Raw genomic sequence first — 20,395 nt, 5'->3', positions numbered from 1 at the left:
TACAGTTAATAGATTGACACTAATACGGATCTTTCTTGCTCTGCCATTTTCTCATAAAATTTTTTCAAACTTTCAAATGAGGTTCTTACATCATCTTTAATTTCATCAGCTTCTTCTTCGTATTCCCAAATATCAGGGTAAATATCATTTTGGCGAAACGCACTCAGATCAAATTTATCAATATATGTTTTAAAATCAAGCTTTTGTAACGCTTTTGCTATTTCTTTCACTCTATCACTTTTCGTTCCAGATATAAATTCTTCGATTTCTTCCCCAGAAATATTAAACTGCCCTACAATCGCTTCGCTGATTAAATTATCTTTAATCGGTTCGAGGGCAGATTTTCCTGTCAACAAAAAATGAAGTGCATCCCACATTTTATCTATATCACAAATTTCTAAGTTCTCTTCATCTTGTGCTTCTTCCACATCATCAAGACACATAAATTTTTCTAATTCAATGTCAGTAGTTGACTGATAATTTGCAATCATTCCCATTTGTTTTTCCTCCATATTTTACCGTATTGTTCTTTACTTCCGCACCCGCTGTAGGTTGGATTTTATAGATTGCCGTTGACTGGCTTTGCTATCTGGCTGATAAAATGGTATTCATAGCGCAAATACGCCAAATATCATTTACATGTTCAAACTCAATTTTCAAATCTTGCTGAAAATGAGCAAGTACTGTTTGATTATCCCATTCATATTTCGTATTGTTCCACGAGAGAAATCCCTCCACAAAAATTTTGTGATCAATATTAAATTGTTGAATACATTGCGTCGTTATAGATACGAATTTTTGAACATCGACGGAAGCAAACACACTATCAGGAACATCTGAAAATGCAACAAAAATTGCTCCACCAGAATGTGGGCCTCTATAATAACAATACTTATCAGCCAAGCCACAAGTTACTATAGACAGGTTATGTCCGTTGAATGTATCGTCTAATGTAAATTTTGCAGTCGTTAGCGGATCTAAATTCCAGCATTCCCCAACTACTTTTGCGTGTGTGGCTACCTGAATAATTTTCTCGGAAAATCCATTGATATTTTCCCACCCCCACATCCATGTGTTACTTAATGTTGCCTCGCTTCCGATAAATTGAAGCGGATACTTTTGATTTCCAAAAACTATTACGCCCTCTGAAAAATCAACACTCCAGTCCTGCCCCTTTACCACCTGTTCACTACAAGCAGTCTGTATTGCTATCATTTTACCTAAGCAAGCTGAAAACACTTGAAACCAGTTTCCTGTATCAATATTGAGATACTCAATCCAAATATTTTTTCTTTTATCCTGTTTTCTGTCTTTTCCCCAAAATCTCATCTGTATTCCCTCCATATTTTAATGTATTGTTCTTTACTTCCTCCCCCTTTATGGGTTTGGATTTTTCAGCAAGTCCGACTTCTGTCCAATCTTTTTCAGCCACTTCTTTTCTTCCTCGGACAGCTTCTTCAAATTCAAAAATCCATCATGTTATTTTTCATCTCATTTTGTACAAGTTCCCGTATTTCTTTATTTTTCATCAAGTCCTCTAAATTTAAATTTACAAAATTATATTTCTATAATAATTGTGTAAATTAAATTAGAAATGCTTAATGCACATAACTACTCTATTCTAGTTCCATCTGGTAATATAATATCGCCTTTTTCTCCACTCACATCAAAAAATCCCACATTATGTTTTTTAGCTAAATCTCGCATAAGTTCATAGGCTTCATCTGCTACCGACCAAGGAAAAGCTACATAAATCACATCATATCCGATACAATAATCAGCCATGGGCATTTCCATTTTTGTAGCTTCATCTTCAGCAAGATTATCAAAATTTGGTGCATACTCTCCATTCATAGGTATGAATGTATCTTTCATTTCCATAAACCAATTTTGCAAATTAGGAGAAGATACTCCTATTGTTTCATAATCGTGTTCTTCTTCCCATTCTGTTTGCTTGTCATACCAAACCATAAATTCTTTTTTTGTATTAGGTGCTTTTGTTTTTTCAAAAACCATTAAATCATAACTCATACTTAGTTTCTCCTGTTTCTTAGTTTGCTACTTTACCGCCTCGGTATGCATGTAGATTGCATAAACTTCTTCTTTTTTAATAATAAAAGGCAATCTTTATACAATAAGCAAAGATTTCGTCTTTTGTTAAAATCTTATATTTTTTATCTCATTCACACTACTCCCTACATTTTTTAAACCAATAACATCTAAAGCCTTATTATCCACCTCAGCACCAAAAACACAAAACCACAAATAGCTAATACTAGTCCACAAATTCCAATAAAAACTCTATATCCTTTTTCTCCCCACACTTCAAAAATAAAAGCATGACGAGCCTTATCACCAACGGTTGCGCTAGAAATCCATTTCCAATCTAAAATAGCCCCTATGAAGAACAAAAGCCCTCCGGCTATGAGCACATACTCAAAATGGAATCTTAAAAATTCAAATATATTTTCCATACGATATGTTCTTTCTCATCTTAAATTCTAAAGATACGATTTTTTACTATTCAAATCTGTTACAAAATACGGATTATCTTGCTTAATCAATTCGTATAGTCTTAATGCATTATCACTATCTTCTTTTAGCTTTTGTAAATCATTTTCTGTTATTCCAACCATTTGTAAAAAATCTGTTTTTCCGTAAACCGTATCTATTGTGTTTAACTCAGTATCATTCACAATGAACAGAGCAGTAATTTTTGATTCTTTATCCTTACAAATCGAACTACCGTTACCTTGTATATATTGATAGGGTTCAAAAAATCTTTCAGATGAATAAGTGTATCTAGCCAAGTTACCTAACATATCCATAGCCCACATACAATCATCGTTATCAGCTTTAAGTTTGATCGTCATCTCATAGCCCCACTTGTTCCATTCGCCACCAAATGCTTCCTCATTCCCATAAAGTTCTGTCATACCAAATGTGACAATGTGTTTATATCCGTTAGAAGAATCATATATTGAATATCCATCTAAATATTCATCACCACCAAAAATCGCTCTACTTGTAATGAGTGTGCCAAAGTGCGCAGGTTCTTGATCTTTGTAAATGACTTTTAACGCTCCTTCGATTGCTTCCCAACCGGGTGCATAGTCTTCATCTTCTCTTACTCTTTTAATAAATTCTTCTTTTGTTATTTTTTTGTCACCGTTATTTCTTAGCTTGTCAAATAATCCCATAAGTCATACTCCTATTCCTTCACTGTAACACAACCCCAGCCGTCATAATATCCCTCTAGTTCTTCAGCTAAATCCATCAAATACCAAGTTACTCTATTAGTATCTTTAAAGTCATCTTCTCTACCTACAACAAGTTGGTATGGATACTCGTTTGTCTCGTCTACAACCTCATCTGCCCTTTCATCAATTCGTCTAAATCCTTCAGTTTCCACTTTCTCCAAAAATTCTTTTCTTGCTTTTTGTGTCTTAAAGTAAAGGCAATGCTCTAAAACTCTAGGCACCATCGTATCGCCATCCATTTGTATTTGGTAAATCAGTTTATTATTCAAAATACCTTGATAGTTATATTTGTCAGGATAAAGAGCATTAAAATAAGTCTCCCACTCTTCGTCTTCATCCACCCAGAACTTATATTCATAATCTGGGAATTGTTCTTTTAGGGCAACTGCAAATGTTTCTTCATAACCTTTTTCATCTTCTACATAAGCAAAAACGCTAAGTCTCTTGTCCCATCTTAAGAAACCTGCCAATATGCCTTCTTTTTCTTTGATGATGCTTTCAAGCAAATCTTCGATTTTGTATAAAGTTTCCTCTTCTTCCTTAGTTGGAAGACCATTTTCATCAGGATTTTTTAGCATGACAGAGAGTTGTATTCTTTTCGTATATTTCACCTGTGGGTCAAACTCAAGCAGAGCTAAGCCTAAATTCAGTCTAACACTTGCCAGTTGTTCATCAAACCATCTACAAAGATATACTCCCCAGTCCTCTATGATTTCACCATCATCCTCGTCTCCTACTAAAATTTCACGTAAAAGACCTTCTGTGTAGTCATCATTTAAATCATATTTTTCTTGAACCTTTGTTATCTTTTCATAGATGGCTTCAAATTCTTCCTCGCTTATACTATTATAATCATCAGCATTTTCTATACCATGCTCTTTCAGAATTGCTTCAAATTCTTCTTTTACCACACCCTCTATTTCAGCATATTTTTCACGGATTTTCTTTCTTTTTTCAATTTCCTCTTGGCATTCTTTTATGACTTCCAGTGCATCTTTATCTTCCGGATCTAACTCTGCCCATCGCTGCGCATAGGGAATTGCTTTTTCTTCTTGGCGAAATAAATATTGATAGCCATACGCCATACGCATATTCCACTCTGGTCTATCTATACCTTCTGCTCTAACAGACTCAAGGATATCCAATGACTTTAATAAAACTTCATATCCTCTATTGTATTCTGTTCCCTTGTCATCATCCCCTACAATAGCAAAATTCTGTAACGCACGAGCAAGCTGATACGTGATTTCATAATCTCTTTCTTCAGCCGGAATACGCTCTAACGCATTGATACATTCTGTATGTTTATCTTTCTCTACAAGTTCCTCAATTTTTGCAAAAAATTCTTCTCTTTTTTCTTTGTTATAAATAAGCTCTGTTTTCATAGTAAATTTCTCCTTAACTTTTCCACTTTCCTGATGGCTTAAGTATCCATTTCCATTTTAAAATTTAACTTTCCCATGCAATATCCATAATTTCAAAATTACCATTAAATTTAACTGCGAGTATTTCATCACTTTCTTCAGGAGATATCATATAGTCTACAATAATTATATTTTCTCCATCTGCCCAAAATCCTATATTTGTAACTTTCATACATTGTACAAATTCTTTTACATCTTCTGGTAAATCAAGTTCTATATCTTCTCTATGAAAATCTATATATTCACTATCTTCTAATAAATATGCTTCTAATGCTTTCCTAGCAATTTCATCATTGTTATCAAAGTTCGTTAAAAAATTAGAAAAAACATCTAACATTTCTGTCGTAATGTTAATTGATTTAGCATACCAAAGTGTTGTATTGATTCCATTTACCTCTTCTTCCCACAATACAATAACACCGTCACTAAATCCAAAACCATCGTCTAATCCATTTTTTAAATCTAATTCTCCAAAAAATCCATGATTTATTTTTTCCATATTCTCCCTCATTTCAATTTTAATCTCTTCTGTTATCTTTTCATCCATGGCTTCAAATTCTTCTTTACAATAAGAAATCTTTAGTGTGTCCTGATCTGGAAGAGCTACGCCTTTACTCAATGTGATTTGATGGATATCCTCTTCAGAAAGTCCAATTGTTTCTTCATCCTTAAATTCCACATCATCTTGCAATACATATGATGCAATTGCGGATATAAACGATAGCAATGTATTTGCATCTTCATCTGCATCTAAGATTTCAAGCTCTAATTTTCCAAAATCTTTCATTCCGTAAGTGTAGGTAGATAGCCCCTTTTCAGTCCGATATAAGCCGAACCACACCCAAGTAAAAATTGGTAGAGCCCCATCTCTAATCATCTCAGCAGCTGTCATATAATAACTAGGCTCAAATACTACACCACTTGTGAATACGCCAATGGCATTTTCTTGTTTACAACAAGTAGCCATGATTTTTGAATACAGTAAGCCCCTTGAGATTACATCTTCTTCATCTCCCAAAATCGCTACGACAATGTGCGCCTTATGAGTCTTTGTAACTTCTACAGCCTCTTCCCACATCCAATTATTTTCTGCGTTTATTTCAGCTTCTTCGTTTGGTACAGGTGCAGGGAATTTACTGATTACAATTCTACATGTATCAATGTCGGTAACGATTGTATCTTCATCTAACGTATCTTCTTTTGAAAGTTCAATCCCCCAATCTACTTGCAAATCGCTTATTAATTTATCCTTATCCCATTCATCTTCTGAAAGTAAAACGCTTCCACAAAATGTACCTGCAGCTTCCTCTTCTGTTGCAGAACCTTCTTCGTTAGCATAGTCAGAATGTATATAGTAATCATATATATGCGGAAATGATGTTTCTTTTGACTTTATTATAACTTCAAGCTCCGGATCGTAAGAGATTAGTTCCGTACACCAATCCTTTACTTCATCATCTAGGCTCATTTCACAGGCTTTATCAATTAAAGCAAGTACCTCTTCATGTTGATCACTAGCTATTGGAAAATCTTTATAAAGGAGTGAATAACCATATCGATAGTACCACTTTGCATCTCTTTCTGGTTCCGGGATTAAGTTCATAACTTCCATCGCTTTATCGTATGAGTCCATAATGATATACGCTGCAGCAAGCCAATTTTGCAAATTAATACTCAATTCTTTTAGTGGACAAGCTGTCAACAGTTCGATAATTTTATCAGGCTCTCCTGCTTCATGTAGTTCTTTAATTAGATTGATTTTCTCATCTTCCGTTAGTAAATTAAATTCTTTAATTGTCATTTCTTTGTTCATAAGTGGGACTCCTTTACACATACCATTCTAGCTTTCATTCCTCCGAGTTATCTACAATTATTTTATCATCCATATATTTAGCAATCAATATCAATATCTGCCTTTAGGTCAATTTTCACTGTTATTTTCCTTTCTTTTAATCTTTTAACCAATACATGAGAGATTACGTCCCCTCCACATATTGTCGCAATCGTTCAATACGTTTTTCTGTGGCTGGGTGTGTACTATAGAGTTTACTCATGAGTCCACCTTCACCAGTTTCAACTGTATAATTACGTAATGTAATCAATGAATCATGGAGTTCAGCACCTAAGCCGATTTCATAAGCATATTTATCAGCACGGTATTCTGCTCTTCTACCTGTGAATAAGTCAATAATGATCAAAGGCGCTTTAATAACCCACTGCATGAAAAGTATCTGCAATACCACGCAAAGGTAGAAGATTTGTACAATGAATGTAATTATTGGCAGTCGCAAATATTGAATCCATAATATGACACGTGCAAATAGTTCGTACACACGAATGCACATTTGTCCCAAATAGTTCATATAGAAACAAGAAAATCCATAGGCCCCATCTTTATGATGAATATGTCCCATTTCATGAGCCACTATGCCCAATAATTCATCATATGGCAACTGTATGATAGCCCCCGTATTAATACAAATTCGATTATGCCCCATTGCAAAAGCATTGATGGAATCATCTTTTTTGATAAACCAGTCGAATTGCGACATATCGATGCCAGTATGGTTTTGTATATCCTTCTGAATCATCTGCAGAATCTCTACCTCTTGCCCAAGGGGACGACGTCCCCCATAGAGCCACATGGTAATACGATGAAACCAAGGAATTTGCGCTAGTGCCGCCACAAGTAACACAGAGGTACCTGCTACGGCATAGCTAATATTTTCCAAATTGATACGCACATGAAAGAGGTCCATCGCTTTCATTAAAAAAGGATGATTAATAGGTCCAAAGATGACTTGATACATATACACAATGCTACCAATGATGAACAGATTGGCAAAAAATGTTAATACTGTAACAATCATAAGAACCTACTTCAATTTGCCTAAGTTACTTACTTCGTAAGTCATACGCAATAATTGAAGACGATTTTGTTTCACAGCTTCGTCTTTATCCATAACCATAACATTTTCAAAGAATGTTTCAATGTATGGCACCAAGGATTCTGCTAAACTTACAGCTTTCACATAGTCCCCAGCTTCTAAGGCATTGCGATTCGTTGTATATACCGGTAATGCCGCTTTGTACAAGGCTTTTTCAGAATCTTCTTTTAACAAGGATTCGTTAACGCCTGTGAAAGTCACGTCTTTTACCATGTTAAAAATACGTGTGTAAGCCTGCATTAATGGCTCGTTTTCATCAAGACGATTAGCTGTTAAGGCTTGTCCTAAACCTTCTGCTAAGGTAACTGTGACAGTCTCTTGGCTCAATACGATATCTACCACTTGGTATGGCATACCTTGTTCTAACAAGATATTTTTCAAACGAAGGATGAAGAAGTTTTCTAATTGACTTAGTAATTCTTCTTGTTTTTCACTGGCCACACCTAATAATTCCATTGCTTTTACCCAGATTGGACGCATGGATAAAGACCATTTGCTATCCATCAAGATGTTGATGATACCGATCGTTTGACGGCGCAATGCATATGGATCTTGGGAGCCTGTTGGAATTAAACCACGGCTGAAAGTAGCTACAATGGTATCTACTTTATCAACGATACTCAAAATACGACCTGCATCGGTACTTGGCAAGATATCCCCTGCAAAACGAGGCAAATATTGTTCAAAAATTGCTTCCCCTACAGCTGGTGTTTCACCGTCTAGTAAGGCATATTCTTTACCCATAATACCTTGCAATTCAGTAAATTCGCTCACCATACCTGTCGTTAAATCTGTTTTCGCAAGATGTGTAGCACGTTCTAAGGTAGCTGTATCTGCAAAACCTACTTCTTTTGCTAATGCAGCACCCAATGTTAATAGACGTTCTGTTTTATCTTTTAAATTGCCCAAACCTTCTTGGAAGACAATTTTTGTCAATGCTTCATAACGGCCTGCTAATGGCGTTTTACGGTCTTCGTTAAAGAAGAACTTTGCATCGTCTAAACGAGCACGAAGTACACGTTCATTACCCGCTGCCACCACTTCCAAGGATTTACTATCCCCATTGCGAACTGTCAAGAACATAGGAAGTAATTTACCTTTGCCGTCCACCATTGGGAAATAGCGTTGATGGTCTTTCATTGGCGTAATGATGCAATCAGATGGCAACGCTAAGTAGCTTTCATCAAAGGTACCGCAAAGAGCCGTTGGATATTCTACTAAGAACGTAACTTCGTCTAATAAATCTTCATCCCATACCACAGTAGCCCCTTTTGTGGCTGCTAGTTCTGTTAATTGTTTACGGATTGTTTCACGGCGTACATCTTGGTCAATCATAATGAAGTTTTTATTCAATGTATCTACATAGTCTTTTGGTTCTCCGATAGTCAACTCAGATTCACCTAAGAAACGATGTCCACGGCTTACATTTGTACTTGTTACATTAGCAAATGTCACTGGTACTACGTCTTGACCAAATAATGCCACCAACCAGCGTACTGGACGAACGAAACGTTCTTCTAAATCGCCCCAATGCATGGATTTAGGGAAACTTAAACCTGTAATCAAGGATGGTAATACGTCAGATAAGACTTCTTTTGTATCTAAACCAGCTGTCGTTGTGTCCGCAAAGATGTAACCATCTACTACTTTCAGTTCAGATACATCTAATCCTTTGCCACGAGCAAAACCGATAGCTGCTTTTGTAGCATTTCCATCAGCATCATAGGCAATAGATACAGATGGGCCTTTATGCGTTTCGTGAACATCTTCGCCACGTTCTGCTACGTCATTGATAAGTAATGCAACGCGGCGAGGTGTGGCATACACTTTCACAGCCCCATGTGGAATGTGACGTTCCGCCAAAGCTGCTGTTGCTAATTCACCTAATTGTTTGATAATATTTGGCAAAAATCCTGCAGGAATTTCTTCTGCCCCAATTTCAAAGAGTAAATCCTTAGCCATCTTATTTATCTCCTTTCAACAATGGGAAACCAAGTTCTTCTCGTTTCGCCAAATAGTTTTGTGCACAAATACGAGCCATGTTACGAACACGACCGATGAAAGCTGTTCTTTCAGAAATAGAAATGGCACCACGTGCATCTAGCAAGTTAAATGTATGGGAACATTTCAATACATAATCGTAGGCCGGCAACACAAAGCCTAATTGACATACTCGTGTAGCCTCAGATTCGTACATGTCGAACAATTTGAACAACATATCTGTATCTGCTAATTCAAAACTGTACGTAGATTGTTCTACTTCGTTCGCATGCCATACATCACCATATGTATATTGTTCATTCCATTGCAAATCGTATACATTTTCTACGCCTTGAATGTACATAGCCAAACGTTCTAAGCCGTATGTAATCTCAACGGATACAGGTTTTACGTCGATAGATCCCACTTGTTGGAAATAGGTAAACTGCGTTACTTCCATACCGTCTAACCATACTTCCCAACCAAGACCCCAAGCACCTAATGTTGGAGATTCCCAGTTATCCTCTACGAAACGGATATCGTGATCTTCTGCATGAATGCCAAGAGCAGCCAAACTTTGCAAGTATAATTCTTGAATATTGTCTGGAGACGGTTTGATGATAACTTGGAATTGATGATGTTGGAATAAACGGTTCGGATTATCACCATAACGTCCATCCGCTGGACGGCGGGATGGTTCTACATAACATACAGACCATGGTTCAGGTCCTAAGGCATGTAAGAATGTAGCAGGGTTCATGGTACCTGCCCCTTTTTCAATGTCATATGGTTGTTGTAAAATACAACCTTGTTCACCCCAGAAGTTTTGGAGTGTAAAAATCATCTCTTGAAATGTCATTTCCATTCCTCCTTATGTTTTACAGGGAATAAAAAAAAGTCCCTGCAACGAAAATCGCTACAGGGACGAGATATACCCGCGGTTCCACCCTAATTGGCTAATGCCCTCTTTTAAAAAATAGCCTTTACTAATTGTCCATACCTAGTATGGTACAACGTTCCTGCCCATGCTCCACAGCGCCTTCTACTCATTTGTGAGCTTTCACCGTCCTCACTCGCTAAAGAGAGTATACTCCTCTGCTTCATCGCTTATGTATATATACTATTGTATGAATAAAAGGGATTAGTGTCAAGGTGTATCGTATATCATTTCTCTAAGAACATCTTACACCACTCCATGTTCTCTATCCACATGGCAGTTTCATATTCGACATCTTCCATTTCTGTGATGGCTGAGATCACCGCAATACCATCCACTGGTTCCGCTAAGACATCATCAAAGTTATCTCGATTGATGCCACCAATGGCCACCATAGGAATGGTTGGATTATGAGCACGTAAGGCTAAAATTAATTCTGGACCTCGCACGGCTTTGGCATCTTGTTTTGTACTTGTCGCATACATAGGACCTACGCCGATGTAATCCACATAGTCCAACTTTGTATTCTGTAACTCTTCCACAGAATTAATAGACGTACCCACAAGAGCTTTAGGCAATCGTTTGCGTACTTCTTCAAGGTCCATATCGTCTTGACCAACATGAACGCCATCGGCACCAATTCGTTCCGCTAATTCTACATCATCATTGATGATGAAAGGCACTCCATGTTCCTTACAAATGTGTTGCAACTCTCGTGCCAACTGTTCTTTTTCGTCACCTACAAGAGCAGCTTCCCCTTTTTCACGAAATTGAAAGCACGTAATCCCACCTTTACAAGCTTCTGTAAGGGTCTTGTGAATATCCTTAGTGTTAGGTGTCCCACAAATGAAGTACAACCCCATCATAGATCGCACTATATCTATATCATGATGTTTCAAAATAATCCTCATTTCTTTAATGCCAACGATAAAATATTACCTATAGTATACCACGATACTCAAACCATTCGATATAACTTGCATCATATCTATAGACTTGGGTAGATTATTCAGAATACTCATCTCCATAGGCCATATGATTCACTGGTCCATTGCCTGTGCCCAACCCTGGATTATGCAAGATTGCTAGGCGAATATATTCTTTACCAATAGTAATAGCATCTTCCAAGGATTTCCCTTTGGCAAGTTCTGCTGTAATGACAGCTGAGAAAGTACAACCTGTGCCGTGTGTATGTACTGTATCGTATTTAGGACTCGTCCAAGAGCGACGCATGGACATCGTATCTTTTGTAAACAAGTAATCTGTGGCCTCATCTCCGATGTGACCACCTTTAATGATGACTGCTTGAGGGCCTAATTCTTGTAAAATACGAATCCCTGCTGTATGCATAGCTTCTATCGTATCGATTTTCATGTCTGCCAACACTTCAGCTTCACTGCGGTTCGGAGTAATCAAAGTCGCTTTTGGAATCAATTTGCTTTGTAAGGCTTTCACCGCCTCATCGGAAATCAATCGATCCCCACTGGTGGCAATCATCACAGGGTCTAACACATACGGTACCTTAGGATCTATATATGTTCCTATGAGTTCCATCATCTCTGCTGTGGCTAACATACCCGTTTTAACTGCTTCTGGAACAATATCTGTATACACAGATTGTAACTGTGCTTCAATCATAGATACATCCATATGGGCAATGTGGGTTACACCACGAGTATTTTGTGCCACTACAGATGTGATCACAGCCATACCGTATACATGACGACTTTGAAAACTTTTCAAGTCCGCCATCACCCCTGCACCACCTGTTGGATCTGTTCCTGCAATCGTTAACGCTCTATGTAATTTCATAGATATCTCCTTTACTAGTAACAAAAAAGAACCAATCCTTTGGACGGTTCTTGTACAATTCCTAGTATTCGATGCCATCCACTTTCCTACGCCAGTATTATCTGGTTCAGGTCTAGGGTTTTGATACTCATCAATCTCAGCATAAGCACCCCTAGTGGTTCTTATATTAATTTAGTTATAACATGAAATAGGAACCAATGCAATATAAATTCCTATTGACGTAGTATCATTCAATTCGTATAATACATCTATAAGGGGTGCTCACTGAAGTGGGCTGAGAAGTAGCTACGTGTTACTAACCCATAACCTGATTTGGATAATGCCAACGTAGGGATATATTAGTATATTTTGTAGTACCTATACAAACACATAAGGACATATTACCATATGGTTCCTACTTGCAATGCTAGGTCTCTTAAGAATATCTATCATCTACAGGCTAATCGTTTCAGATTAGTCTTTTTTGTTCCCACTGGCATGGATAGGAGTATTCATGACTGATTCAAAACTTTCATCATCGCGGTTGTCCCTCATTTGGTTCGGCGCCGCTCTTTCTATTGCAGAGATTATGACGGGCACCTATTTTGCGCCTCTAGGATTTTCCGACGGACTATTAGCCATCATCATCGGTCACATCATCGGATGTCTATTATTGTTTGGGGCAGGACTCATCGGTGCTCGTGAACACATGAGTTCCATGCAAACTGTATCCACCGTCTTCGGCAATGGAGGCATGAAATTATTTTCCATTTTAAATGTTCTTCAACTCATCGGTTGGACTGGCATTATGATCTATGACGGTGCTCTTGGTGCTGTAGAATTATGGAATCTGCCGTTCACTGCTTGGACTTTCATTATAGGAGCTTTAATCATTGTATGGCTGTTCATTGGCATCCGTAACATGGGCTACATCAACAGTATCATGGGCTACGGCTTAGGTATCCTATGCATCTATTTGTTGATTAGCTTGTTACAAGAAAGTTCCATTCACAGTCAAGGAATCATCACTGATGAAATGACTTTCACAGCAGCCTTAGAATTATCCATTGCTATGCCATTGTCTTGGTTGCCATTAATCAGCGATTACACTCGCTTGTCCAAGAACCCTGTAGCAGGTACTGCGGCTAGCGCCATTGTATATGGTATCACAAGTTCTGTCATGTATGTGTTAGGCCTTGCGGCTGCTCTCTATACAAATGAAACCAACATTGCAAAGGTTCTTCTTCATGCTGGTTTAGGATTTAGTGGGTTAATTATCATCGTATTCTCTACTGTCACAACTACTTTCATGGATGCCCTATCTGCTGGTATTTCCTCTGAAAGTTTGCAAACTAAATATTCTGGTCGAACAATCGGTATCATCGTTACCATCATCGGTACCATTGGCGCATCTATCTATCCGATGGACAATATTATTCCTTTCTTATATATGATTGGATCTGTCTTTGCTCCAATGATTGCTATTTTATTAACCCATTATTTCTTATTGCGCAAATGTCCGCGCCTTGACCATGGTCCAACTCTCTACATCATTTGTTGGGCATCCGGTACCGTTATGTACCATCGTTTCCTAGATAGTAACCCATTCTTAGGAGCTAGCTTGTCTACCATCGTAGGTACAGCATTGGCAACCATTGCAACAGCGTATATTATCAGCAAATTGAGCAAAAGTTAATATACCCCTATTACTTTATAACTATATTTAATTTACATTGTAAACTGAATGTAGTAGAATAAGAAAAGGAGGTAAGACTATGGCGACAATTCCTACACAAATACGTATCGACGAACATGTAAAAAAAGAAGCTACTGAACTTTTTGGTTTACTTGGTTTAGATATGTCTAGTGCTGTAAATATGTTTTTAAACCAATGTATTCTACGAGGTGGTATTCCATTTTCAATAGAAGTACCGAACTATTCAGATAAAGTATTAGCAGCTATGAATGAAGCTCGACATATATCTAAAAACCCTAACATAGTTGGTTATACTACCATGGAAGATCTAAAAGAAGCATTAGAGGCATAATATGTTTACAATTGAGTTTACTACTGCATACAAGAAAAGTTATAAACTTATGAAAAAAAGAGGTCTCCATACAGATTTATTAAATATCTAATGCTGTATCAAATATCATTTATATTAGTATCTTATTAACAACAAAACGCGGTCACATGACCGCGTTTTTATTATTTATATCATCGTCTCTAAAAACTCTATACTATGCAAGGTATATCCCAACTGATATGTCAAAATTTTTCGTAAAAGAATTTCTAATTGATCCCATTGATTCGCAGTAAGACGTAGCGGTTTTGTAGGAATCCAATCATACTTCAAGACCGATTCTATCCCCTGTTGTACATCTTGCTTCACTACATATTGGCAACTTTCATAGAGCTCATCACATAAGCTTACCATGGTCTCTGGATCTTGAAAATGTGACCCTTGAGGCACGAATCCAGCAATACTTAACATATGCCAACCTAATACAATAGATCCTAATCGTACTGGTTTATCTTGTATGGCTTGTAAAAATCGGCTCATATTCGTATACACACCACGATCTAATGTACCTTTTTCAAATAAAGTACTTACTAGTTCACCGCTAAAGGTAGCGTAGGAAATATCTTCTAAACTTTCATAATTACGTGTAGAAATCCCATCCATCTGAATAATATCGTACATGTCTCCATTAGGCGATACAGTCAAATATAAACGGCTTAAAGGTTGCAAATAGGCCCCTTCTTTATAGTTAGCTTTACGCTTATGAGGCACAGAGCAAAGTATAATGCCTTCTAACTTAGTGAGGAACGCATAGATGCTGTAATATTTTCGTTTTTTACGCCACAGTACGATGGCTTCACTGGTAAATGTATTTGCTTTCATCTATGTGTCCTCTCCATACAGGATACTCCAATACTATTAACAGATATCTTATCAACCTAGGAATTTTACAAACCATTCTAAGATTACTTCAAAATATGACTACATATACATCAATTTCTATTGCACTGTTGCAAGAAGTGCCAATTATTGTTTCCTCAATTCTTTCAGTATCAACTAAGTTTAAGATGCGTATCATTCATTCTGCCCAATTATTTCATTTCCTGAATTTCCTCGACATCCTTAGGTACTGGCACGGCATATACACGTTCAATACGATATCCCTGCATTTCTGTGACTGTGAAAGTATATCCATCTACGGCGATCACATCACCAACGGCTGGAGTTCGTTCTAAAATACCAAAGATAACACCACCAATAGTATCTTCGTCCACATCACCGAAGGAAATATCTAATAGATCTTCCACTTCATCAACTAATACTTTTCCGGCAAAATTGTAAGTACCGTTGGAATTTTCCACAATCGCCGGTAGATCACGTTCATGTTCGTCTTGAATATCTCCAACCAGTTCTTCTAGAATATCTTCAAGACCTACTAAGCCTACCATACCGCCGTATTCATCCACCACAACAGCCTGATAAATACGACGTGTTCGCATGTGCTGTAATAGAACAGATAATTTCATCACTTCTGGAATAACAAGAATATTACGGCGTATAGACCGTAAATCTTTACTTGCTTCTTCACGACGTTCCATTAAGTCCTTAATATGGACAAGACCAATAATATGATCTTTATCTTCTAAACACAAAGGATATCTTGTGTGGCTTGTAGACGATACGATATGCATGGTCTCTTCAAAACTATCTTGGGTATATACGCACACCACATCTTGACGAGGAATCATAACCTCTTTTGCAATGCGGTCAACAAAGTCGAATACATTGTCGATGAGCTCACCTTCTACATGGTCAATTTCACCTTGTTGATGACTACGACTCACCAACGCACGGATTTCTTCTTCTGTATGAACAAGGTCAATTTCTGTACGATAGGGAGCTTTGAAAGCTTTCAGTACCGTATTACCAATGCGTTCTGCCAAGTATACAAAAGGAATTACAATTTTTCCAGCTAAGCGCACAATGGTCACTGTTGTTCCCACATAGCGTTCAGGGAAAGATAGGGCCAGTCCTTTAGGGATAATTTCCCCGAAAATAAGTACCACCATAGCAAATAAAGCTAGCACAATCCATTCCACTACAATGGCATATGTGGCATCATACACTCCTAAATAATGTAATACCACATCAGTCCCATCTTCTAAATAGCGACCCACATAGACTGCTAAAACGACTATAAAGAAGAGAATAAAGAAAGTGGATGTATTCATAAACCGTTCAGGTCGTTGGTATAATTCACGTAATTCGTCTTTTTTGCTTTCGCTCAATGTATCCATATCTTCCAGATGTTCTTCTCGAAGTCGAGCAAAAGAAAACTTACTAATCACAAACACACTAATAATTAAAATACAAAAGATGGCAAATAGAATCATGCCACCCGTGACGGGGGTATCGATATAAATCAGTCCTTTCTAAAATTAACAATTCAATTGTATGATGCTATATGTCACTATCTTTATATATAAATTCTTCTACCGTAATACCTAACATGGTAATACCTAAACCAAAGGCTACTGTTGCCAACAAGACTAGAATTAGCACACCACGTTGGTTAATGGAGTCTAATAGTTTTGGGCATCTCCTGATTTAGATAATGCGTACAGCATACGTGTAGAGGAGAATAAACTAGAATTAGCAGCAGTTAATACCACAATACAAAAATAAGTTAATATCTTGTATAAACAATAATTTTTTAAGTACTAATTCCGATATCCCAATTCAGATAACATACCAGATTTATTGCGCCAGTCTTTTTTCACTTTTACCCATAAGTCTAGGAATACTTTTGTAGCTAACAAGCGTTCCACATCACCACGAGCTTGGCGGCCAATAGTTTTCAACATAGCTCCTTGTTTACCAATGATGATACCTTTTTGAGAATCTCGCTCTACATAAATAGTAGCGCGTACATAGGTAGTTCCATCGTCCCGTGTTTTCATTTCATCTACATCTACAGCGATAGCATGGGGAATTTCATCATGCGTCTGCAATAGGATTTTTTCACGCACAATATCAGAGATAATCAAACGTTCCGGCTGATCCGTAATCATGTCATCAGGGAAGTATTTTGGACCTTCTGGTAAATGTTTTTCCAACAAATTGACCACTTCTTCAATATTGTCTCTTTCCTTTGCAGAAATCGGTACTACCGCCTCAAACGGATAGCTATTTTCGTAGGATACAATGGCCTCTAACAAGTCTTGTTTTTCCATCGTATCAATTTTGTTCACAATGAGGAACACTGGTACATTTACCTTACGCAATTGTTCAATAACGAAGTTATCCCCAGGACCACGTTTTTCATTAGCTGCCACTACAAATAAGACAGCTTCTACTTCTCGCAATGAATCCACTGCTTGATCCACCATGAATTCACCTAACTTATGTTTTGGCTTATGTATGCCTGGTGTATCCATGAACACGATTTGTTTCTTTTCATCTGTATAGACACACACAATACGATTTCGTGTCGTTTGCGCTTTATCAGATACGATAACAATTTTATCATCAATTAATGCATTAATTAAGGTAGACTTCCCTACATTAGGTCGTCCTACAACGGCTACAAAGCCTGATTTAAATCCTTTTCCACTATTCATTATATGGCATATCCTCTCGTACATAACCTAAATTACCAAGCACAAATTCTTCCTCTGTGCGCATTTCTTTTTTATCTTCATCTGTCATATGGTCATAACCTAAAATGTGTAAACAGCTATGAACAGTTAAATAGGCAAGCTCACGAATAAAATCATGATTATACTCTTTCGCTTGCTCTGCCGCTCGCTCTAGGGAAATAACAATGTCACCTAGTAATTGCCCTTCTTCTTCCGTATAGGACATATCTCCCTCATTGAGAGCAAAGGATAACACATCTGTAGGCATATCTTTTCCACGGTATTCACGATTTAATTCCTGAATTTTTCCGTTGTTACAGAGCAGAACACTATATTCATCTTCCTCATGCAATCCATACACACGAGCCACTTCATTACAGCACCGTTGAATGACCTCTTCGTAAGTGCTATTTTGTTCCATTCCCTCATCATAGGAAATACTTACAATCATTCTTGTTTCCCTTTCTCTGAAAGTTGATACTCTTCATAGGCTTTCACAATACGACCTACTAAATCATGACGCACCACATCTTGATCGGAAAAATAAATAGACCGAATCCCTTTGATACGTTGTAACACTTGTTCTGCTTCGATTAAACCGGATGTGATTTTCGGAGGTAAATCAATTTGTGTTGGGTCTCCATTAACCACCATTTTCGATTGATACCCTAAGCGAGTTAAAAACATTTTCATCTGTTCTGGCGTCGTATTTTGTCCTTCATCAAGGATTACAAAAGAACGTTCCAAGGTGCGACCACGCATGTAAGCCAATGGTGCTACCTCGATAGTCCCTTGTAAGAGCATCTTCTGCACTCGTTCTACACCGAACATATCATGTAAAGCATCATAGAGAGGACGTAAATAAGGGTCTACTTTTTCTTGCAAATCCCCTGGCAAATAGCCAAGTTTTTCACCAGCCTCTACAGCAGGTCTCGTCAAGATAATACGATCTACTTCACGATTTTTTAAGTAAAATGCTGCCAGTGCCACTGCTAAATAAGTTTTTCCTGTTCCCGCAGGACCAATGCCAAAGGTGATCGTATTGCGACGGATACTATCTACATATTGTTTTTGGCCCACTGTTTTAGGAATGATAGGATTCCCTTTCACAGTCACATTGATAGTATCTTCATATAACTGAAAAAGTGATTCTTTTTCGCCTTTCAAGATCATCGTGGTAGCTGTTCGCACATGATGATCGGTGATTTTAATATGATTTTTAAACAAGTATAGCAGTACATCTAACACTTCCATTGCTACTTGTACAGATTCCTCTGAACCTGTTATGTCCACAATGGTATCTCGATGTAATATATCTACTGTTACTAGTTCTTCTAATACTTTCATGTGAGATCCTTGAGGTCCCACGATAGGTCCTACCATGTCATAAGTAGGTATGGTAAATCTCTGATTAGCCATATGCTCCCTTTCACAGAAATTTTTGAACCGCAGCGCCATGTAAATAATCATAACCGCTGCCTTGAGAAATATCTTCGTCTTCCATAATTTGATCAATCAAATCTTGTACGCGCCACCAGCCCATAGACCAATTCGTGAAGATTGTATTTTCCTCTGGCGCACGCCCCACCAATCGTTGTAATACAATCTTAGGGTCTAGGTAACGTAAAAATTCTACCACTCGTCGAGCGTATTCTTCTGCACTGATTAAGGTAAATTCACCAGTTTCATAATCACGTGCCATTTTCGTATTCTTTACTAAGTATAATGCATGGAGCTTTACTTGGTCTACTTGTAAAGCTGATAAAGTTTTCGCTCCTTCAATGACATCGTCCATGGTGTCCCAAGGTAGGTTCAATATCATATGAGTACACACTTCAAATCCATAACGCTTGATGCACAATACTGCATCGATAAACTCCGCCATCGTATGTCCTCGGTTTACCTTTTGTAATGTATGATAGTTCACCGATTGTAAGCCTAATTCTACATAGATATCAATGCCATATTTAGATTGTATATCTTTTAAAATATCTAAATAGGCATCATGTACACAATCAGGTCTAGTTGCAATGGCAATACCTACCACATGTTCTAAGCAAGCTTCTTCCACATACTGGCGAAACTTCTCTGGTGGTAAGTAGGTATTACTAAAATTCTGAAAGTACGGTATGTATTTATAGGCTTTGTACTTTTTCGCAATATGCACCACAGTCTCATCAATTTGCTGTTTCACCGTCATTGAGGCGGGTCTATTTTCATAACCTGCTCCAATTTCACCGCAGAACGTGCATCCACCTACACCTGCGGATCCGTCACGATTAGGACATGTCAACGGCAGTGCCACTGGAATTTTATAAGCCTTTTCTCCATATCGTTCCTTATAAAACGCAGATATCATACGATACCGCTTTGGCTTTGTCGTATCACTCATA

20 protein-coding genes, 1 pseudogene and 2 riboswitches are annotated in these 20,395 nt (G+C 37.6%); of the genes and pseudogenes, 2 read left to right on the top strand and 19 right to left on the bottom strand.

The features are described 5' to 3' along the window. Positions 1–5: 5 nt before the first annotated feature. From EO125_RS04080 to thiD, 13 genes and pseudogenes are all read right to left on the bottom strand, one after another. A complete protein-coding gene (locus tag EO125_RS04080; RefSeq protein WP_127147778.1) occupies positions 6–497 on the bottom strand; it encodes a YfbM family protein in 492 nt (163 codons plus the stop codon). Between the two features lie 88 nt (positions 498–585). After that, positions 586–1,329: a DUF6882 domain-containing protein gene (locus tag EO125_RS04075; RefSeq protein WP_127009404.1), complete on the bottom strand. Its 744-nt coding sequence runs from the start codon at positions 1,327–1,329 to the stop codon at positions 586–588. A 48-nt stretch (positions 1,330–1,377) separates the two neighbouring features. Then, positions 1,378–1,467, bottom strand: a pseudogene (locus EO125_RS04070) (transcriptional regulator); the annotation flags it as partial. A 144-nt stretch (positions 1,468–1,611) separates the two neighbouring features. After that, the gene (locus EO125_RS04065; protein WP_127009405.1) at positions 1,612–2,031 is read right to left on the bottom strand and encodes a hypothetical protein; all 420 of its coding nucleotides are present in this window, start codon (positions 2,029–2,031) and stop codon (positions 1,612–1,614) included. A 188-nt stretch (positions 2,032–2,219) separates the two neighbouring features. Next, the gene (locus EO125_RS04060; RefSeq protein ID WP_127147777.1) at positions 2,220–2,474 is read right to left on the bottom strand and encodes an immunity 17 family protein; all 255 of its coding nucleotides are present in this window, start codon (positions 2,472–2,474) and stop codon (positions 2,220–2,222) included. Between the two features lie 27 nt (positions 2,475–2,501). After that, positions 2,502–3,200 (bottom strand): suppressor of fused domain protein, encoded by a 699-nt coding sequence (locus tag EO125_RS04055; protein WP_206168361.1) that lies wholly within the window; start codon positions 3,198–3,200, stop codon positions 2,502–2,504. An 11-nt stretch (positions 3,201–3,211) separates the two neighbouring features. Then, positions 3,212–4,645 carry a DUF695 domain-containing protein gene (locus EO125_RS04050; protein WP_127147776.1) on the bottom strand — a complete coding sequence of 478 codons (1,434 nt, stop codon included), beginning with the start codon at positions 4,643–4,645 and terminating at the stop codon, positions 3,212–3,214. A gap of 64 nt (positions 4,646–4,709) precedes the next feature. Beyond that, positions 4,710–6,497, bottom strand: coding sequence for a DUF4261 domain-containing protein (locus EO125_RS09970; RefSeq protein ID WP_206168360.1), 1,788 nt, complete (start codon positions 6,495–6,497; stop codon positions 4,710–4,712). Positions 6,498–6,660: 163 nt separating this feature from the next. Beyond that, a complete protein-coding gene (locus tag EO125_RS04035) occupies positions 6,661–7,554 on the bottom strand; it encodes a zinc metalloprotease HtpX (protein ID WP_127147775.1) in 894 nt (297 codons plus the stop codon). Positions 7,555–7,560: 6 nt separating this feature from the next. Further along, positions 7,561–9,594, bottom strand: coding sequence for a glycine--tRNA ligase subunit beta (gene glyS, locus EO125_RS04030; protein ID WP_127147774.1), 2,034 nt, complete (start codon positions 9,592–9,594; stop codon positions 7,561–7,563). Position 9,595: 1 nt separating this feature from the next. Next, positions 9,596–10,471 (bottom strand): glycine--tRNA ligase subunit alpha, encoded by an 876-nt coding sequence (gene glyQ, locus EO125_RS04025; protein WP_127147773.1) that lies wholly within the window; start codon positions 10,469–10,471, stop codon positions 9,596–9,598. Positions 10,472–10,776: 305 nt separating this feature from the next. Continuing rightward, the gene (gene thiE, locus EO125_RS04020; protein WP_127147772.1) at positions 10,777–11,448 is read right to left on the bottom strand and encodes a thiamine phosphate synthase; all 672 of its coding nucleotides are present in this window, start codon (positions 11,446–11,448) and stop codon (positions 10,777–10,779) included. A 106-nt stretch (positions 11,449–11,554) separates the two neighbouring features. Continuing rightward, positions 11,555–12,361, bottom strand: a complete 807-nt coding sequence (gene thiD / locus EO125_RS04015; protein ID WP_127147771.1) for a bifunctional hydroxymethylpyrimidine kinase/phosphomethylpyrimidine kinase — start codon at positions 12,359–12,361, stop codon at positions 11,555–11,557. Between the two features lie 66 nt (positions 12,362–12,427). Next, a riboswitch (TPP riboswitch) is annotated at positions 12,428–12,524 on the bottom strand. A gap of 80 nt (positions 12,525–12,604) precedes the next feature. Beyond that, a riboswitch (TPP riboswitch) is annotated at positions 12,605–12,712 on the top strand. 142 nt (positions 12,713–12,854) lie between these two features. Between thiD and cytX the strand changes: the two genes are divergently transcribed. Then, the gene (gene cytX, locus EO125_RS04010) at positions 12,855–14,036 is read left to right on the top strand and encodes a putative hydroxymethylpyrimidine transporter CytX (protein ID WP_127147770.1); all 1,182 of its coding nucleotides are present in this window, start codon (positions 12,855–12,857) and stop codon (positions 14,034–14,036) included. Positions 14,037–14,115: 79 nt separating this feature from the next. Next, positions 14,116–14,388 carry a type II toxin-antitoxin system RelB/DinJ family antitoxin gene (locus EO125_RS04005; RefSeq protein WP_127147769.1) on the top strand — a complete coding sequence of 91 codons (273 nt, stop codon included), beginning with the start codon at positions 14,116–14,118 and terminating at the stop codon, positions 14,386–14,388. A gap of 165 nt (positions 14,389–14,553) precedes the next feature. Here EO125_RS04005 and EO125_RS03995 read toward each other — a convergent pair whose 3' ends face one another. From EO125_RS03995 to EO125_RS03970, 6 genes are all read right to left on the bottom strand, one after another. After that, the gene (locus EO125_RS03995; RefSeq protein ID WP_127147768.1) at positions 14,554–15,246 is read right to left on the bottom strand and encodes a DNA repair protein RecO; all 693 of its coding nucleotides are present in this window, start codon (positions 15,244–15,246) and stop codon (positions 14,554–14,556) included. Between the two features lie 209 nt (positions 15,247–15,455). Continuing rightward, a complete protein-coding gene (locus EO125_RS03990; RefSeq protein ID WP_127147767.1) occupies positions 15,456–16,757 on the bottom strand; it encodes a hemolysin family protein in 1,302 nt (433 codons plus the stop codon). A gap of 327 nt (positions 16,758–17,084) precedes the next feature. After that, the gene (gene era, locus EO125_RS03985; protein WP_127147766.1) at positions 17,085–17,984 is read right to left on the bottom strand and encodes a GTPase Era; all 900 of its coding nucleotides are present in this window, start codon (positions 17,982–17,984) and stop codon (positions 17,085–17,087) included. Next, entirely contained in the window at positions 17,977–18,453 is a 477-nt protein-coding gene (gene ybeY / locus EO125_RS03980; protein ID WP_127147765.1) for an rRNA maturation RNase YbeY, read from the bottom strand. Before ybeY ends, era begins: the two co-directional genes overlap by 8 nt. Next, positions 18,450–19,421 carry a PhoH family protein gene (locus EO125_RS03975; RefSeq protein WP_127147764.1) on the bottom strand — a complete coding sequence of 324 codons (972 nt, stop codon included), beginning with the start codon at positions 19,419–19,421 and terminating at the stop codon, positions 18,450–18,452. Before EO125_RS03975 ends, ybeY begins: the two co-directional genes overlap by 4 nt. A gap of 10 nt (positions 19,422–19,431) precedes the next feature. Further along, a complete protein-coding gene (locus EO125_RS03970) occupies positions 19,432–20,394 on the bottom strand; it encodes a TIGR01212 family radical SAM protein (RefSeq protein WP_127147763.1) in 963 nt (320 codons plus the stop codon). Between the last annotated feature and the right edge of the window lies 1 nt (position 20,395).

It is taken from the genome of Veillonella sp. VA139, from assembly GCF_003992005.1.
In the GTDB taxonomy this organism is placed as follows: domain Bacteria; phylum Bacillota; class Negativicutes; order Veillonellales; family Veillonellaceae; genus F0422.
The sequence above is the reverse complement of the archived record's forward strand: the minus strand, read 5'-3'. Positions and strand labels throughout refer to the sequence as shown.

Bases quoted from the DNA above. Each gene is read 5' to 3' on its own strand.
- EO125_RS04065 (WP_127009405.1), bottom strand. From the start codon at position 2,031: ATGAGTTATGATTTAATGGTTTTTGAAAAAACAAAAGCACCTAATACA.
- EO125_RS04050 (WP_127147776.1), bottom strand. From the start codon at position 4,645: ATGAAAACAGAGCTTATTTATAACAAAGAAAAAAGAGAAGAATTTTTT.
- cytX (WP_127147770.1), top strand. From the start codon at position 12,855: ATGACTGATTCAAAACTTTCATCATCGCGGTTGTCCCTCATTTGGTTC.
- glyQ (WP_127147773.1), bottom strand. From the start codon at position 10,471: ATGACATTTCAAGAGATGATTTTTACACTCCAAAACTTCTGGGGTGAA.
- glyS (WP_127147774.1), bottom strand. From the start codon at position 9,594: ATGGCTAAGGATTTACTCTTTGAAATTGGGGCAGAAGAAATTCCTGCA.
- EO125_RS04075 (WP_127009404.1), bottom strand. From the start codon at position 1,329: ATGAGATTTTGGGGAAAAGACAGAAAACAGGATAAAAGAAAAAATATT.
- EO125_RS04060 (WP_127147777.1), bottom strand. From the start codon at position 2,474: ATGGAAAATATATTTGAATTTTTAAGATTCCATTTTGAGTATGTGCTC.
- ybeY (WP_127147765.1), bottom strand. From the start codon at position 18,453: ATGATTGTAAGTATTTCCTATGATGAGGGAATGGAACAAAATAGCACT.
- EO125_RS03975 (WP_127147764.1), bottom strand. From the start codon at position 19,421: ATGGCTAATCAGAGATTTACCATACCTACTTATGACATGGTAGGACCT.
- thiD (WP_127147771.1), bottom strand. From the start codon at position 12,361: ATGAAATTACATAGAGCGTTAACGATTGCAGGAACAGATCCAACAGGT.
- era (WP_127147766.1), bottom strand. From the start codon at position 17,984: ATGAATAGTGGAAAAGGATTTAAATCAGGCTTTGTAGCCGTTGTAGGA.
- EO125_RS04035 (WP_127147775.1), bottom strand. From the start codon at position 7,554: ATGATTGTTACAGTATTAACATTTTTTGCCAATCTGTTCATCATTGGT.
- EO125_RS03995 (WP_127147768.1), bottom strand. From the start codon at position 15,246: ATGAAAGCAAATACATTTACCAGTGAAGCCATCGTACTGTGGCGTAAA.
- EO125_RS04005 (WP_127147769.1), top strand. From the start codon at position 14,116: ATGGCGACAATTCCTACACAAATACGTATCGACGAACATGTAAAAAAA.
- EO125_RS09970 (WP_206168360.1), bottom strand. From the start codon at position 6,497: ATGAACAAAGAAATGACAATTAAAGAATTTAATTTACTAACGGAAGAT.
- EO125_RS04080 (WP_127147778.1), bottom strand. From the start codon at position 497: ATGGGAATGATTGCAAATTATCAGTCAACTACTGACATTGAATTAGAA.
- EO125_RS03990 (WP_127147767.1), bottom strand. From the start codon at position 16,757: ATGATTCTATTTGCCATCTTTTGTATTTTAATTATTAGTGTGTTTGTG.
- EO125_RS03970 (WP_127147763.1), bottom strand. From the start codon at position 20,394: ATGAGTGATACGACAAAGCCAAAGCGGTATCGTATGATATCTGCGTTT.
- EO125_RS04055 (WP_206168361.1), bottom strand. From the start codon at position 3,200: ATGGGATTATTTGACAAGCTAAGAAATAACGGTGACAAAAAAATAACA.